Origin of the sequence: Streptomyces sp. NPDC000345 (assembly GCF_042898825.1) — a bacterium.
Taxonomy (GTDB): domain Bacteria; phylum Actinomycetota; class Actinomycetes; order Streptomycetales; family Streptomycetaceae; genus Streptomyces.
Genome location: NZ_JBIAZE010000010.1, coordinates 141,803 through 157,214 on the forward strand (window position 1 = coordinate 141,803; position 15,412 = coordinate 157,214).

General features: G+C 70.4%; 11 protein-coding genes. 8 read left to right on the plus strand and 3 right to left on the minus strand.

Annotated elements, in window-relative coordinates; translation table 11 throughout:
* Nucleotides 1-23 precede the first annotated feature (23 nt).
* From ACFY30_RS24555 to metH, 3 genes are all read right to left on the minus strand, one after another.
* Nucleotides 24-1,631: an ABC transporter substrate-binding protein gene (locus ACFY30_RS24555; RefSeq protein ID WP_390847279.1), complete on the minus strand. Its 1,608-nt coding sequence runs from the start codon at nt 1,629-1,631 to the stop codon at nt 24-26.
* Nucleotides 1,632-2,110: 479 nt separating this feature from the next.
* Nucleotides 2,111-2,806 (minus strand): HAD family hydrolase, encoded by a 696-nt coding sequence (locus tag ACFY30_RS24560; protein WP_390847281.1) that lies wholly within the window; start codon nt 2,804-2,806, stop codon nt 2,111-2,113.
* 110 nt (nt 2,807-2,916) lie between these two features.
* A complete protein-coding gene (gene metH, locus ACFY30_RS24565; protein ID WP_390847282.1) occupies nt 2,917-6,432 on the minus strand; it encodes a methionine synthase in 3,516 nt (1,171 codons plus the stop codon).
* A gap of 324 nt (nt 6,433-6,756) precedes the next feature.
* Between metH and ACFY30_RS24570 the strand changes: the two genes are divergently transcribed.
* The 8 genes from ACFY30_RS24570 to ACFY30_RS24605 all read left to right on the plus strand — a co-directional run bounded on the left by ACFY30_RS24570 (nt 6,757) and on the right by ACFY30_RS24605 (nt 15,380).
* Entirely contained in the window at nt 6,757-7,521 is a 765-nt protein-coding gene (locus tag ACFY30_RS24570; RefSeq protein ID WP_390660764.1) for an IclR family transcriptional regulator, read from the plus strand.
* Between the two features lie 387 nt (nt 7,522-7,908).
* Complete coding sequence (locus tag ACFY30_RS24575) at nt 7,909-8,703, plus strand: MIP/aquaporin family protein (RefSeq protein WP_390847283.1); 795 nt, start codon at nt 7,909-7,911, stop codon at nt 8,701-8,703.
* A 74-nt stretch (nt 8,704-8,777) separates the two neighbouring features.
* Complete coding sequence (glpK, locus tag ACFY30_RS24580) at nt 8,778-10,316, plus strand: glycerol kinase GlpK (protein WP_390847284.1); 1,539 nt, start codon at nt 8,778-8,780, stop codon at nt 10,314-10,316.
* Between the two features lie 54 nt (nt 10,317-10,370).
* Nucleotides 10,371-11,987 (plus strand): FAD-dependent oxidoreductase, encoded by a 1,617-nt coding sequence (locus ACFY30_RS24585; RefSeq protein ID WP_390847285.1) that lies wholly within the window; start codon nt 10,371-10,373, stop codon nt 11,985-11,987.
* Between the two features lie 183 nt (nt 11,988-12,170).
* Nucleotides 12,171-12,710 carry an SMI1/KNR4 family protein gene (locus ACFY30_RS24590; protein ID WP_390847286.1) on the plus strand — a complete coding sequence of 180 codons (540 nt, stop codon included), beginning with the start codon at nt 12,171-12,173 and terminating at the stop codon, nt 12,708-12,710.
* 34 nt (nt 12,711-12,744) lie between these two features.
* Nucleotides 12,745-13,506 (plus strand): nucleoside phosphorylase, encoded by a 762-nt coding sequence (locus tag ACFY30_RS24595; protein WP_390847287.1) that lies wholly within the window; start codon nt 12,745-12,747, stop codon nt 13,504-13,506.
* A gap of 110 nt (nt 13,507-13,616) precedes the next feature.
* Nucleotides 13,617-14,288, plus strand: coding sequence for a FadR/GntR family transcriptional regulator (locus ACFY30_RS24600; RefSeq protein WP_390847288.1), 672 nt, complete (start codon nt 13,617-13,619; stop codon nt 14,286-14,288).
* Between the two features lie 156 nt (nt 14,289-14,444).
* On the plus strand, nt 14,445-15,380 hold the full coding sequence (locus ACFY30_RS24605; protein ID WP_390660757.1) for a PAC2 family protein: 936 nt from the start codon (nt 14,445-14,447) through the stop codon (nt 15,378-15,380).
* Nucleotides 15,381-15,412: the final 32 nt, after the last annotated feature.

A 15,412-nucleotide genomic window follows, 5' to 3' on the forward strand; every position in this document is an offset into this window, starting at 1 on the left:
TATCACCCGACCGCTGAGGTCTCTCAGTTGCTCACCCCTCGGCCGAGCTCCCACAGCTGGAGGGTGGCGGAGGAGTTGAGGGCGTACGCCGTGCCGGTGATGTCAGTGCTGGCGGCGACGTACTGCTTGCCCTGCCACAGCGGGAGGACCGGGACGTCGTCGGCGACGATGTCCTGGATCTTCGTCAGGCTATCGCCCGCGCTGAGGCGGTCGGCCTCCCGGCGGGACTGCGGGATCAGGGTGTCGATGATGTCGCTGTTGGCGTACGGGGACTTGAGGAAGTTGTCCTCGTCGAGGAACGGCGCGACGAAGTTGTCGGCGTCGGGGAAGTCGGGGAACCAGCCCATGCCGTAGACCGCGTACTCGCCCTTGCGCTCGGCGGGGACGAACGTCTCCCAGGAGGAGCCCTTGATGCTGACGTCGAACAGGCCGCTGTCGTTCAGCTGCTTCTTCAGCAGCTCGAACTCCTTCTTGGTGGCCGGTCCGTAGTGGTCGGTCGTGTAGTTCAGCGTCAGCTTCACCGGGGTGCTGATGTTCGCCTTGGCCAGCAGTTCCTTGGCCTTGGTGACGCTCGGGTCACCGTACTTGTTGAAGAACGAGTTGGAGTGGGCCGTGAGGGAGGCCGGGACCAGCGAGTAGAGGGCTTCGGCCTGGGAGCCGTAGACCTGCGAGACCAGTTCGTTGCGGTTGATGACCTGGGCCATGGCCTGGCGCACGGCCCGGGACTTCACGACGGGGGCGTCGGTGTTGAAGGCCAGGTAGCGGATTTCCAGGCCGGCGAGCTCGACGAGGTCGATGTCGCTGTCGGCGGCGGCCTCGGAGAGCTTCTGGATCTGCTCCGGGGACATGGTGCGGGTCATCAGGTCGATGTCGCCCTTTTCGAGGGCGGTGCCCATGGCGTCGGCGTCGTCGTAGGACACCATGTCGACCTCGTCGTTGTTCACCGTCAAGGTCCCCTTGTAGTGGGGGTTCTTGGTGAACACGGCCTTGGTGACGGCGTCGCCGTCGGTCTCGGCCTTGAGGGTGTAGGGGCCGGAGCCGTCGACCTCGAAGCCGTCGCGCAGCGCGTCCTTCTCGTAGTCGTCGGGGTTGACGATGCCGGCGACGGGCGTCGACAGCTTGTACGGGAAGGTGGCGTCGGCGGTCTTCAGATGGAAGATGACTTCGTTGTCACCCTGGGTCTCGACGGTGTCGATCGTGGAGAGCAGGGCGAAGACGCCGGAGTCGGCCTTGATGGCCCGGGCGCGGTCGATGGAGAACTTGACGTCCGCGGCGGTGATCGCGTCGCCGTTGGAGAACTTCAGGCCGTCGCGGAGCTTGCAGGCGTAGCGCTCGTTGCCGCTGTCGGTGAAGCCGCAGGACTGGGCCGCCTCCGGGACGGGCTCGCCCTCACCCTTGGGCTGGATCATCAGGGTCTGCACGGTCTGGCGCAGGATGTTCCAGGTGCCGACGTCGTAGGCGTAGGCGGGGTCGAGCGGCGCGGGGGCGTCCTTGGTGGCGGTGAACCGGTCGGTGGTGCCCACGACGATGGCGTCGCCGCTGCCGCTCCCGCTGTCGGCCCCGCCGCAGGCGGCGAGTACGGGCGCGAGCAGACCGACCACGGCCGGCAGCACCAAAGTCTTGCGGTTCATGCTCGAGTTTCTCCAGAGCTGTCGGTCCGCGTATCCGGCATGCAGGGGTGTCGCGGCGGATCACGGGGAGAGGGGTGATGTTCCGCGACGAGATTAGTCCGCACCGGCACGAGGGTTCGCAGCCACCGGAGTTGAAAGCCCATCACGGAGCGAAACCGTATGCGGACGCATTGAAAAACCCTCGGCGGAACGATCCGCGCAGCTGTCCATCAATCGGGACACAAGGGCACGCCGAAACGTCCGGAACGGGGTGTTGCGACACAGGGAGGCCCCCCTGTCGACCCCCTGAGAGGTGGGGAACGTCACACGTCAACAGGGTCGTCCGGTACGTAATCCAACCGTTGCCGAAGACCGGAATTCATCCGTGCGTACACCCGCCGAAAGGGTGTGCCATCGGCGGTGCACGCTCGGTGAACGCCTATCGCATTTCCGTCATCGAGAAATCACCGATGATCGGAGTGCTGATCATCGGAGCGGCGTCAGAGGGGCATCAGGCCGCGCAGGAATGTCAGGTCGACGTGTTCCAGGGAGGGCACCACGGTGCGCCGGGCGGCCGCGGCGATCGGGGCCACGGACGGCACCGCCACGACATGGCAGCCCGCCGCCTCCGCCGAGGCGACTCCGGTCGCGGTGTCCTCGACGACGGCGCACCGGGCCGGGTCCACGCCGAGGCCGCCGGCCGCGAGCAGATACGGGTCGGGGTAGGGCTTGGTGCGCGCGACCTCGTCGCCGGCCACGGTCAGCGTGAAGTGCCGCGGGCCGAGCGAGGCGATGACGCGGTCGATGATGCGCCGGTGGGAGGCGGAGACGAGAGCCGTGGGGACCTCGTGCTCGGCGAGTTCGGCGAGCAGCCGGGCGGCGCCCGGCATCAGGGGCAGGGCGCGGTTGATGCGCTCCTCGAATCCCTGGTTGAGCAGGACGGACAGTTCGGCGAGGGTGATGTCGGCCCCCGTCGACTCGATGAGGAAGCCGGCACTGCGGCTCATCGGTCCGCCGACCACGACATGGCGCCAGGAGTCGTCGAGGGTGTGGCCGAGGTCGGCGAAGACCTCGACCTCGACGTCCCACCAGAAGCCCTCGGTGTCCACCAGGGTGCCGTCCATGTCGAGGAGCACGGCCTGCAGGGCCGAGCCCTCGGCCGTGCGGGTTACGGGCGCGGGAACCGTGCTGGTCATCCACGTACCTCCTTTGAGGGACGAGCAGGCCGGTTCCCGCGGGGGAACCGGCCTGCAGTGGACCGACCAGTGTACGACTTATCGGATCAGCGTGCTCAGCGGCACACCTGTCACCGTGCGTTGAAGTACTTCGCCTCGGGGTGGTGGATCACGATCGCGTCCGTGGACTGCTCGGGGTGCAGCTGGAACTCCTCGGACAGGTGGACGCCGATCCGCTCGGGCCGGAGCAGGTCGGCGATCTTGGCGCGGTCCTCCAGGTCGGGACAGGCGCCGTAGCCGAGGGAGAAGCGCGCGCCGCGGTACTTCAGGGCGAACATGTCCTCGATGTCGGCGGGGTCCTCACCGGCGAAGCCCAGTTCCGAGCGCACGCGCGCGTGCCAGTACTCGGCGAGCGCCTCGGCCAGCTGCACGGACAGGCCGTGCAGTTCGAGGTAGTCGCGGTAGGAGTTCGACTCGAAGAGCTTCGCGGTCTCCTCGCCGATGCGGGAACCGACGGTGACGACCTGGAGGCCGACGACGTCGGTCTCGCCCGACTCCTGGGGGCGGAAGAAGTCCGCGAGGCACAGCCGGCGGCCGCGGCGCTGGCGCGGGAAGGTGAAGCGGGTGCGTTCGTTGCCGTGCTCGTCCAGGATGATCAGGTCGTCGTCCTTGGACACACAGGGGAAGTAGCCGTAGACCACGGCGGCCTCGAGGAGGTTCTCCGTCTGCAGCCTGTCCAGCAGTCCGCGCAGGCGCGGGCGGCCCTCGGTCTCGACGAGTTCCTCGTAGGTGGGTCCCTCGCCGGTGCGGGCCTGCTTCAGGCCCCACTGGCCCTTGAACAGGGCGCCCTCGTCCAGCCAGCTCGCGTACTCCTTGAGCTGGATGCCCTTGATCACGCGGGTGTCCCAGAAGGGCGGGGTGGGCAGGGGGTTGTCGGTGGCGACGTCGGAGCGGGCGTGGCCCTCCTGCGGGCGCTCCTCGACCGCGACGGCGGCGGCCGGGCGGACCCGGCGCTGCCTGAGCTCGGGCAGCTTGGCGCCGGGAACGCCGCGCTTGACGCCGATGAGGGCGTCCATCAGGCGCAGTCCCTCGAAGGCGTCGCGGGCGTAGCGGACCTCGCCCTCGTAGATCTCGTGCAGGTCCTGTTCGACGTACGCCCGGGTCAGGGCGGCGCCGCCGAGGATGACCGGGTAGGTGGCGGACAGGCCGCGCTGGTTGAGCTCCTCCAGGTTCTCCTTCATGATCACCGTGGACTTGACCAGGAGGCCCGACATGCCGATGACGTCGGCGCGGTGTTCCTCGGCGGCTTCCAGGATCGCGGAGACCGGCTGCTTGATGCCGAGGTTGACGACGTTGTAGCCGTTGTTGGACAGGATGATGTCGACGAGGTTCTTGCCGATGTCGTGGACGTCGCCGCGCACGGTGGCGAGGACGATGGTGCCCTTGCCCTCGGCGTCGGACTTCTCCATGTGGGGTTCGAGGTAGGCCACGGCGGCCTTCATGACCTCGGCGGACTGCAGGACGAACGGCAGCTGCATCTGGCCCGAGCCGAAGAGCTCGCCGACGACCTTCATGCCGTCCAGGAGGGTCTCGTTGACGATGTCGAGGGCGGGGCGGTCCTTCAGGGCCGCGTCGAGGTCGGCCTCCAGGCCGTTGCGCTCGCCGTCGATGATGCGGCGCTTGAGGCGCTCCTCCAGCGGCAGGGCGGCCAGTTCCTCGGCCTTGCCGGCCTTCAGGGACTTCGCCGTGGCGCCCTCGAACAGCTGCATGAGCTTCTGGAGGGGGTCGTAGCCCTCGCTGCGGCGGTCGTAGATCAGGTCGAGGGCGGTCCGCACCTGCTCCTCGTCGAAGCGGGCGATCGGGAGGATCTTCGACGCGTGGACGATGGCGGAGTCCAGGCCCGCCTTGACGCACTCGTCGAGGAAGACGGAGTTGAGCAGGATGCGGGCGGCCGGGTTGAGGCCGAAGGAGATGTTCGACAGGCCGAGGGTGGTCTGGACCTCGGGGTGGCGGCGCTTGAGCTCGCGGATCGCCTCGATGGTGGCGATGCCGTCCTTGCGGGACTCCTCCTGACCGGTGCAGATGGTGAAGGTCAGGGTGTCGATGAGGATGTCCGACTCGAGGATGCCCCAGTTCCCGGTGAGGTCGTCGATGAGCCGTTCGGCGATCTCGACCTTCTTCTCGGGGGTGCGGGCCTGGCCCTCCTCGTCGATGGTGAGGGCGATCAGGGCGGCGCCGTGCTCCTGGGCCAGCCGGGTGACCTTGGCGAAGCGGGACTCGGGGCCGTCGCCGTCCTCGTAGTTCACGGAGTTGATCACCGCGCGGCCGCCGAGCTTCTCCAGGCCGGCCCGGATGACCTCGACCTCGGTGGAGTCGAGGACGATCGGGAGGGTGGAGGCGGTGGCGAAGCGGCCGGCGAGTTCCTCCATGTCGGCGACGCCGTCGCGGCCGACGTAGTCCACGCACAGGTCGAGCATGTGCGCGCCCTCGCGGATCTGCTCGCGGGCCATCTCGACACAGTCGTCCCAGCGGCCCTCCAGCATGGCCTCGCGGAACTTCTTGGAGCCGTTGGCGTTGGTGCGCTCGCCGATGGCCAGGTAGGAGGTGTCCTGGCGGAAGGGGACCGTCTGGTAGAGGGAGGCGGCGCCGGGCTCGGGCTGGGGGCTGCGCTCGACGGGGGTGGTGGCCTGGACGCGCTCGACGAGCTGCCGCAGGTGCTCGGGGGTGGTGCCGCAGCAGCCGCCGATGAGGTTCAGTCCGTAGTCGCGTACGAAGGTCTCCTGGGCGTCGGCCAGGCCCTCGGGGTCGAGCGGGAAGTGGGCGCCGTCCTTGGTGAGGATCGGCAGGCCGGCGTTCGGCATGCACAGCAGCGGGGTGCGGGAGTGCCGGGCCAGGTAGCGCAGGTGCTCGCTCATCTCGGCGGGGCCCGTCGAGCAGTTCAGGCCGATCATGTCGATGCCGAGGGGCTCGAGCGCGGTCAGCGCGGCGCCGATCTCCGAGCCCAGCAGCATGGTGCCGGTCGTCTCGAAGGCCATCGAGACCAGCAGCGGGACCTCGGTGCCGGTCGCCTCCATGGCGCGGCGGGCGCCGAGGATCGACGACTTCGTCTGCAGGAGGTCCTGGGTGGTCTCCACGATCAGGGCGTCGGCGCCGCCGGCGAGCAGGCCCTCGGCGTTGGCCTGGAAGCCGTCGCGCAGCGTGGTGTAGCCGATGTGGCCGAGGGTCGGCAGCTTCGTGCCGGGGCCGATCGAGCCCAGTACCCAGCGCTGGCGGCCGTCGCGGGCGCCGAACGCGTCGGCGGTCTCGCGGGCGATGCGGGCGCCGGCCTCGGACAGCTCGTAGACGCGGTCGGCGATCTCGTACTCGGCCATGGCCGAGTGGTTTGCGCCGAACGTGTTGGTCTCGACGCAGTCGACGCCGGCGTCGAAGTACGCCTCGTGGACCGAACGGACGATGTCGGGCCGGGTGAGGTTGAGGATCTCGTTGCAGCCCTCGAGGTCCTGGAAGTCCTCGAGGGTGGGCTCCTGGGCCTGGAGCATGGTGCCCATGGCCCCGTCGGCCACCACCACACGGGTGGCCAGGGCCTGGCGGAGCGCGGACACACGGGTCCGGCTGTCGGCGGAAGGGGTCGGCGGCACAGAGGCCATGGAAGGGCTCCCTCGGATGCGACGGCTGTCGGCTTTGCGTCACCTCTTCCCGAGGTGTGCGCACGCCGTCAGGGTAGCCGGGACGGGGGCCGTATGGTCAGGGCGTCCACGGGACGGGACGGGGACGGCGGGCGCGGCCGCGGTCTCCGCCCGGTCGGGCCACGGCCGCACTGCCGTCGTGTCGCTCCTGGGGACGAGTGGCGTAACAGGTGTCGGCCGACCATTAGCGGGAGGTCGGCATGGACCGGTAGTGTTCGACATTGCCGAACGCCGGTACTTGCGTATCGCGCGTGGACGGTCGAAGGGGACGGAGGCAGGACGGCGATGGCACGGAACATCCAGTCGGTCGAACGGGCGGCCGCGATGCTGCGGCTGCTCGCGGGCGGGGAGCGGCGGCTGGGCCTGTCCGACATCGCCTCGGCGCTGGGCCTGGCCAAGGGCACCGCCCACGGCATCCTGCGCACCCTCCAGCAGGAGGGCTTCGTCGAGCAGGAGGACGCCTCGGGGCGTTATCAGCTGGGCGCGGAGCTGCTGCGGCTGGGCACCACCTATCTGGACGTCCACGAGCTGCGCGCGCGTGCCCTGGTGTGGACCGACGACCTGGCGCGGTCCAGCGGCGAGAGCGTCCACCTCGGCGTGCTGCACCAGCAGGGCGTGCTGATCGTGCACCACGTCTTCCGGCCGGACGACAGCCGGCAGGTCCTGGAGATCGGGGCCATGCAGCCGCTGCACTCCACGGCCCTGGGGAAGGTGCTGTCGGCGTACGACCCCGTGGCGCACAGCGAGGCCACGGAGGCCGACCGCAAGCCCTTCACGGACCGCACGGTGTGCGAGCTGGAGGACTTCGAGCACATCCTGGACGTCACGCGCGCGCGTGGGTACGCGGCGGACGTCGAGGAGACCTGGGAGGGCGTGGCCTCGATCGCCGCGCCCATCCACGACCGGCGGCGCATGCCCGTGGGGGCGGTCGGCATCACCGGCGCCGTGGAGCGGCTGGCCCGGGACGGCGAGCTGCGGCCCGAGCTGATCGCGGCGGTGCGGGACTGCGCCCGCGCGGTGTCGCGGGACCTGGGCGCCGGGCGCTTCTGAGCGGCCCGCCGAGGCCGAGGAACACACAGGAACACACAGGAACACACCGGGACGCCGGCCGGCGTCCCGGCTCTCGCCGTGTCCGGGCACGCGTGTCCGGCGGGCCCTGCGCGGCGGGAGCGGAGCCCTGTCCACGAGGCCGGCGGGAACTGATGGCCGACGCCGATCAATAACGATCGCGCTTTCGATAACAGAACCCTTGACGCACACCTGACGCCGGGGCAAGACTCCCGTCCATCGGTCGGCATTGTCGAACACCTGACGGCAATACGCGCTAGAGTGTGGCAACGCCAAGGACCGGAATCGCTCTCACCCCCGAGGGCGCCAGTACCCCCGGAGGGACCCGGGGAGAACGGCTTCCCTGGACGAAGGACAAAGGAGTCGCGGGTGTCCAGCTCCGACATCTTCATCGGCGAGACCATCGGTACCGCCATACTCATCCTGCTCGGCGGCGGCGTCTGCGCCGCCGTCACACTGAAGGCTTCCAAGGCCCGCAACGCCGGCTGGCTCGCCATCACCTTCGGGTGGGGCTTCGCCGTGCTCACGGCGGTCTACACCTCGGCGCCGCTGTCCGGCGCCCATCTGAACCCGGCCGTGACGCTCGCGCTCGCGATCAAGGACGACGACTGGAGCAACGTTCCGGTCTACTGGGCGGGCCAGCTGCTCGGCGCCGCGCTCGGCGCGGCCCTGGTCTGGGTCGCCTACTACGGTCAGTTCCACGCGCACCTCACCGACAAGGAGATCGTCGGCGGTCCGGGTGCCCAGGCCACCGCGGCCAAGGCGGTCGAGGCCCAGGAGCAGGGCGCGGGCCCGGTGCTGGGCGTCTTCTCCACCGGTCCGGAGATCCGGGTCGCCTGGCAGAACCTCGCCACGGAGATCGTCGGTACGGTCGTGCTGGTCCTCGCCGTCCTCACGCAGGGCCTGAACGACAAGGGCAACGGACTCGGCACCCTCGGTGCCCTCATCACCTCGCTCGTGGTGGTCTCCATCGGTCTGTCCCTCGGCGGCCCGACCGGCTACGCGATCAACCCGGCCCGTGACCTCGGTCCGCGCATCGTGCACGCCCTCCTGCCCCTGCCCAACAAGGGCGGCTCCGACTGGGGCTACGCCTGGATCCCGGTGGTCGGTCCGCTGATCGGCGGCGCCATCGCTGCAGGCATCTACAACGTCGCCTTTGCTTAAGAGCACCAGCCGCACCTCTTGACCATCAGCGCCGTACAGACAGCCCCTTACCCACGGAACTCCAGGAGCACTCAGTGACCGACGCCCACACCGCCGGCCCCTTCATCGCCGCGATCGACCAGGGCACCACCTCCAGCCGCTGCATCGTCTTCGACCGCGACGGCCGCATCGTCTCCGTCGACCAGAAGGAGCACGAGCAGATCTTCCCCAAGCCGGGCTGGGTCGAGCACGACGCCAACGAGATCTGGACCAACGTCCAGGAGGTCGTCGCCGGAGCCATCGAGAAGGCCAGCATCACCCGCGACGACATCAAGGCCATCGGCATCACCAACCAGCGGGAGACCACTCTCCTGTGGGACAAGAACACCGGTGAGCCCGTCCACAACGCCATCGTCTGGCAGGACACCCGCACCGACGCCCTGTGCAAGGAACTCGGCCGCAACGTCGGCCAGGACCGCTTCCGCCGCGAGACCGGCCTGCCGCTGGCCTCGTACTTCGCCGGCCCCAAGGCGCGCTGGCTGCTCGACAACGTCGAGGGCCTGCGCGAGCGCGCCGAGGCGGGCGACATCCTCTTCGGCACCATGGACACCTGGGTCATCTGGAACCTGACCGGTGGTGTCAACGGCGGCAAGCACTACACCGACGTCACCAACGCCTCCCGCACCATGCTGATGAACCTCCACACCCTGGAGTGGGACGACAAGATCGCCGAGTCCATCGGCGTCCCGATGGCGATGCTCCCCGAGATCCGCTCCTCCGCCGAGGTCTACGGCGAGGTCACCGGCGGCAAGCTCGGCGAGCTGCTGGGCGGCATCCCGGTGGCCTCCGCGCTCGGCGACCAGCAGGCGGCCCTGTTCGGCCAGACCTGCTTCTCCGAGGGCGAGGCCAAGTCGACGTACGGCACCGGCACCTTCATGCTGATGAACACCGGCGAGAAGATCATCAACTCGTACTCCGGCCTGCTGACCACCGTCGGCTACCGGATCGGCGACGAGGCGCCGGTCTACGCCCTGGAGGGCTCGATCGCCGTCACCGGTTCGCTGGTGCAGTGGATGCGCGACCAGATGGGCCTGATCTCCACCGCCGCCGAGATCGAGACGCTCGCGCTCTCCGTCGAGGACAACGGCGGCGCCTACTTCGTGCCGGCCTTCTCCGGTCTGTTCGCCCCGTACTGGCGCTCCGACGCCCGCGGTGTGATCGCCGGTCTGACCCGGTACGTCACCAAGGCGCACCTCGCGCGCGCCGTGCTGGAGGCCACCGCCTGGCAGACCCGTGAGATCACGGACGCCATGACCAAGGACTCGGGCGTCGAGCTCGCGGCCCTCAAGGTCGACGGCGGCATGACCTCCAACAACCTGCTGATGCAGACGCTCTCGGACTTCCTGGACGCCCCCGTGGTGCGCCCGATGGTCGCCGAGACCACCTGCCTCGGCGCCGCCTACGCCGCCGGCCTCGCCGTCGGCTTCTGGACCAGCACCGACGACCTGCGCGCCAACTGGCGGCGGGCCGCCGAGTGGACCCCCCGCATGGACGCGGAGACCCGCGACCGTGAGTACAAGAGCTGGCTCAAGGCCGTCGAGCGGACCATGGGCTGGCTCGAGGACGAGAGCTGACGCGGAGCCCTCCACCAAGGCTCAGCACGCTCTGATGAGGAGTAAGAACCCGACATGACCACTCAGTCCACCCTGCAGTCCGTACCTGCCCTGGGGACGCACCCGGCCACCGGCTCGAACCCGAGCCGCGCCGAGACCAGGGAGCAGCTCTCCAAGGCGTCGTACGACCTTCTCGTGATCGGCGGCGGCATCCTGGGCATCTCGACCGCCTGGCACGCCGCGCAGTCCGGGCTCAGGGTGGCCCTGGTCGACGCCGGCGACTTCGCCGGCGCCACCTCCTCCGCCTCCTCCAAGCTTCTCCACGGCGGTCTGCGCTATCTGCAGACCGGCGCGGTGAAGCTGGTGGCGGAGAACCACTTCGAGCGCCGTGCGGTCTCCCGCCAGGTGGCCCCCCACCTGGCGAACCCGCTCACGTTCTACCTCCCCGTGTACAAGGGCGGGCCGCACGGCGCCGCGAAGCTCGGGGCTGGCGTGTTCGCCTACTCCGCCCTGTCGGCCTTCGGTGACGGCGTGGGGCATCTGCTCTCGCCGGCCCGGGCCGCACAGGACGTGCCCGAGCTGCGCACCGAGAACCTCAAGGCCGTGGCCGTGTACGGCGACGACCAGATGAACGACGCGCGCATGGCGCTGATGACGGTCCGCGCGGCCGTCGGGGCCGGCGCGGTCGTCCTCAACCACGCCGAGGTCACCGGCCTGCGCTTCACCAGGGGCCGGGTCACGGGCGCGGACCTGCGGGACCGCGTCTCCGGTGACGAGTTCGGCGTCGACGCCCGGCTGGTGCTGAACGCGACCGGCCCGTGGGTCGACCACCTGCGCAGGATGGAGGACCCCCATGCGGCCCCGTCGATCCGTCTGTCGAAGGGCGCGCATCTGGTCCTGAAGCGGACCTCCCCCTGGAAGGCCGCGCTCGCGACCCCCATCGACAAGTACCGGATCACCTTCGCCCTGCCCTGGGAGGACATGCTCCTGCTGGGCACCACCGACGAGGAGTTCGAGGGCGATCCGGCGGACGTCGCGGTCAACGACAAGGACATCACGCAGATCCTCGACGAGGCCGCGTTCTCCGTCCGCGACCAGCAGCTCTCCCGCGACCTGATCACGTACGCCTTCGCGGGTCTGCGGGTGCTGCCGGGCGGCCCCGGCGACACCGCGAAGGCGAAGCGGGAGACGGTGGTCACCGAGGGCAAGGGCGGCATGCTGTCCGTCGCGGGCGGCAAGTGGACCACCTTCCGCCACATCGGCCGTACGGTGATGCAGAAGCTCGAGGCACTGCCGGGCCACCCGCTCGGCGACGACTTCGAGCCGGTCTCCTCGCTGCCGAAGAAGCTGCCGCTGCCGGGTGTCGCCAACCCGCGCGCGGTCGCCCACCGGCTCCTGGTGGACCACCCGGCGCCCGGCCCGCGGATGGCGGCCGACACCGCCAGGCACCTGGCCACCCACTACGGCTCGCTGGCCTTCGACATCGCCCGTCTGGCGAACGAGAACCCGGAGCTGGGCGAGCGCGTCCACCCCGACGCGCCGGAGATCTGGGCGCAGGTCGTCTACGCCCGCGACCACGAGTGGGCCGAGACGGCGGACGACGTGCTGCGCCGTCGTACGACGCTGACGATCCGCGGCCTGGCCACGGACGAGGTGCGCGGCAAGGTGCAGGACCTGCTCGACAGGAAGTAGGCGCACCGCGAGAAGTCCCACTGCCGGCCCACTCCCCTGACCAGGGCCGGCAGCGGGGAACCGGCCCCTTCGCACCGGGGCCGGAACGACGGAAGGGGCGGCTGCCGCCGATGCTGCCGCCCCTTCCGCATGCCCGCCTCCCCTCGCGGACCGGCTGTCGGTGGCGGGTGTTTTCATGGGGGCATGAACATGGATCAGGCCGATACCGCCGAGCTGGCCGCCCTCCGCGAGGCCTTCACCGTGGACGACGGCGGCGCGTCGGCGCTCGGCTGGGAGGCGGTGCGCGCCTTCGAGGAGGAGCACGGGGTGGTGCTGCCCGAGCCGTACCGGACGTTCGTGGCGGAGATCTCCGACGGGTCCCGCCAGGGGCCGCCCGCGTACGGGCTGGTGGGGCTGGCCGAGGGCGCCGCGCAGCAGGATCCGGCCAAACCCTTCCCGCTCACGCGGGCGTGGCTGTGGGAGGAGGACGACGGGCCGTACGAGGACCCCGGGGCCGTCGTCGACCAGGTGGGTCAGCACGGGTCGATCGCGCTCGGCACGGACGGCTGCGGCATGGACTGGCACCTCGTCGTCACGGGCCCCCATCGCGGGCACATCTGGCACATCACCGATGTCGGCGCCATGCCCTTCGGCGCGGAGTTCGGTCATACGACGGCCGCGCCCGGATTCGCCGGCTGGGTGGCGCACTGGGCGGGCGGGAAGGAATGGTTCGACGCGGCGTGACTCCGCGCACCCTCCGTCCCTCGGGAGCAGGTTCATGACGCAGGAGGTCCTGCCCGTCACCCGGGTCCCGCGCACCGGGCTGCCGGCGCGTGCCGTGGTCGTCGGCGATCCGGCGCGTGCCGCCGCGGTGGCCGGGCTGCTCGACGGTGCCGAGGAGGTGTCCTACCACCGCGAGTACCGGGTGTTCCGCGGGAGCCGGCGGGGCGTGCCGGTCGTCGTCGCCTCGCACGGGGTGGGTGCTCCGGGCGCGATCCTGCTGTTCCAGGAGCTGGCGGACGCGGGGGTGCGGACCTTCCTGCGGCTGGGTACGGCGGGCTCGATGAAGCCGGGGATCGGCGACGGCGACCTGGTCGTCGCCGAGGCGGCCGTCCGCGACGACGGTGTCACCCCTCAGTTGCTGCCCCCGGAGTATCCGGCGGTCTGTGCTCCGGAGGCGGTGCTCGCCCTCCAGCGCGCCGCGCGTGAGGCCGGCGCGCCGCACCACCGGGGCATCGTCTGGACCCGGGCGGCCTTCCGGCCGGGCCTGCTCCCCCTCTTCCGGTACGGCGGTGCCGGGCTCGCGGCGATCGAGATGGAGCTGTCGGCGTTGCTGGTCACGGCCTCCCTGCGCGGGCTGGTGGCCGGTGGCCTCCTGGTCGTGGACGGGGTGAACGCCGACGAGACGGCCGCCGGGGGGTCACCGCTGTCCACGGGCGGCTACGACCCGCACCGCGAGGTCGTCGCGGCCGGTGTCGCACGGGGCGCGGTCGTGGTCCTGGAAGCGCTGCGCCTGCTGGCAAAGGAAGAGCGGGCGTGAGCGTCGGGGCTGTCCTCCGATCACTCCCCGGTGACCCGGTCAGCCGCTCATAATGAACTGAGACATCCGATGTCTGAGCGGATGGTCAGGAAGCGACAGGGAGGCCGGTCATGGCAGTCACCGACGAGGCGATCGAGAAGATCAAGGGCATGATCGTCTCGGGTGCGCTGCGCCCCGGCGACCGGCTCCCCAAGGAGAGCGAACTGGCGGCCGAGCTGGGCCTGTCCCGCAACTCGCTGCGGGAGGCGGTGCGCGCGCTGTCGCTGATCCGGATCCTGGACGTGCGCCAGGGCGACGGCACGTATGTGACCAGTCTCGACCCCCAACTGCTGCTCGACGCGATGTCCTTCGTCGTGGACTTCCACCGGGACGACACGGTCCTGGAGTTCCTGGCCGTGCGCCGCATCCTGGAGCCGGCCGCGACCGCGATGGCCGCCCTGCGTATCAGCGAGCAGCAACTGGACGCGCTGCAAGCCCGGTTGGACAAGCTCGGCGACGCGCCGTCGGTGGAGGAACTCGTCGCCTCGGATCTGGAGTTCCACCGGGGGATCGTGCAGAGCGCCGGCAACTCGGTGCTGTGCTCGCTGCTGGACGGTCTGTCCGGGCCCACCACCCGGGCCCGGATCTGGCGCGGGCTGACCCAGGAGGACGCGGTCGCCGGCACCCTGCGCGAGCACCGCGCGATCCTGGCGGCGCTGCGCGACCGGGACACGGAGGCGGCGCGTTCCTGGGCGACGGTGCACATCGCGAGCGTGGAGCAGTGGCTGCGGTCCACGCTCTGACGGGCGGGGCCCGAGAGGGGAACGGCGCGGGGTGTTCAAGGGTGGTGAACGGGGCAGTGATCCGTTCACTCCCCCGTGCAAGGGGGCTGCGGGCGCCCGCGCGGAACGCCGTAAGGTTGGGTGGTCAAGCGAGGGCACGTCGGAAGGAGGCGCTGGGTGATCGAGCTCGAGGGGGTTCCCGAGCTGATCGACCCGGTCATGGTGGCCGCGTTCGAGGGCTGGAACGATGCCGGCGACGCCGCCTCCACCGCGGTCGCGCATCTGGAGCGGGAGTGGAAGGGCGAGGTGTTCGCGGCGCTGGACGCCGAGGACTACTACGACTTCCAGGTGAACCGCCCCACGGTGTTCATGGACGGCGGCGTGCGCAAGATCACCTGGCCCACGACAAGGTTGTCGGTGGTGCGGGTCGGCGGCGACAAGCCGCGGGACCTGGTGCTCGTGCGCGGTATCGAACCGTCCATGCGCTGGCGCTCGTTCTGCAACGAACTGCTCGCCTTCGCGCACGAACTGGGCGTGGAGCTGGTGGTCATCCTGGGCGCCCTGCTCGGTGACACCCCGCACACCCGTCCGGTCCCGATCAGCGGGACGACGTCCGACACGGATCTGGCGCAGCGGATGGACCTGGAGGAGACCAAGTACGAGGGTCCGACGGGCATCGTCGGCGTCCTGCAGGAGGCGTGCACGCACGCGGGCGTCCCGGCGGTGTCCCTGTGGGCGGCCGTACCGCACTACGTGTCGCAGCCGCCGAACCCGAAGGCGACGCTGGCGCTGCTCAACCGGCTCGAGGACCTGATCGACGTGCGCATCCCGCTGGGCGAGCTGCCCGAGGACGCGCGCGCGTGGCAGGTGGGCGTGGACCAGCTGGCGGCGGAGGACAGCGAGGTCGCGGAGTACGTGCAGACGCTGGAGGAGGCCCGTGACACCGCTGAGCTGCCGGAGGCGTCCGGCGAGGCCATCGCCCGCGAGTTCGAGCGCTATCTGCGCCGCCGGGACGGCGGAGGCCCGCCGGACCCCGGGGAGCGGACGCGGCCGCCGAAGCCGCCGAAGCCGAGTGGGGACGCCTCGGACGACGAGGATTCGTCGGAGGAGTGAGAGGGGAAGGGCGGTGCGCTCGGGGCGCACCG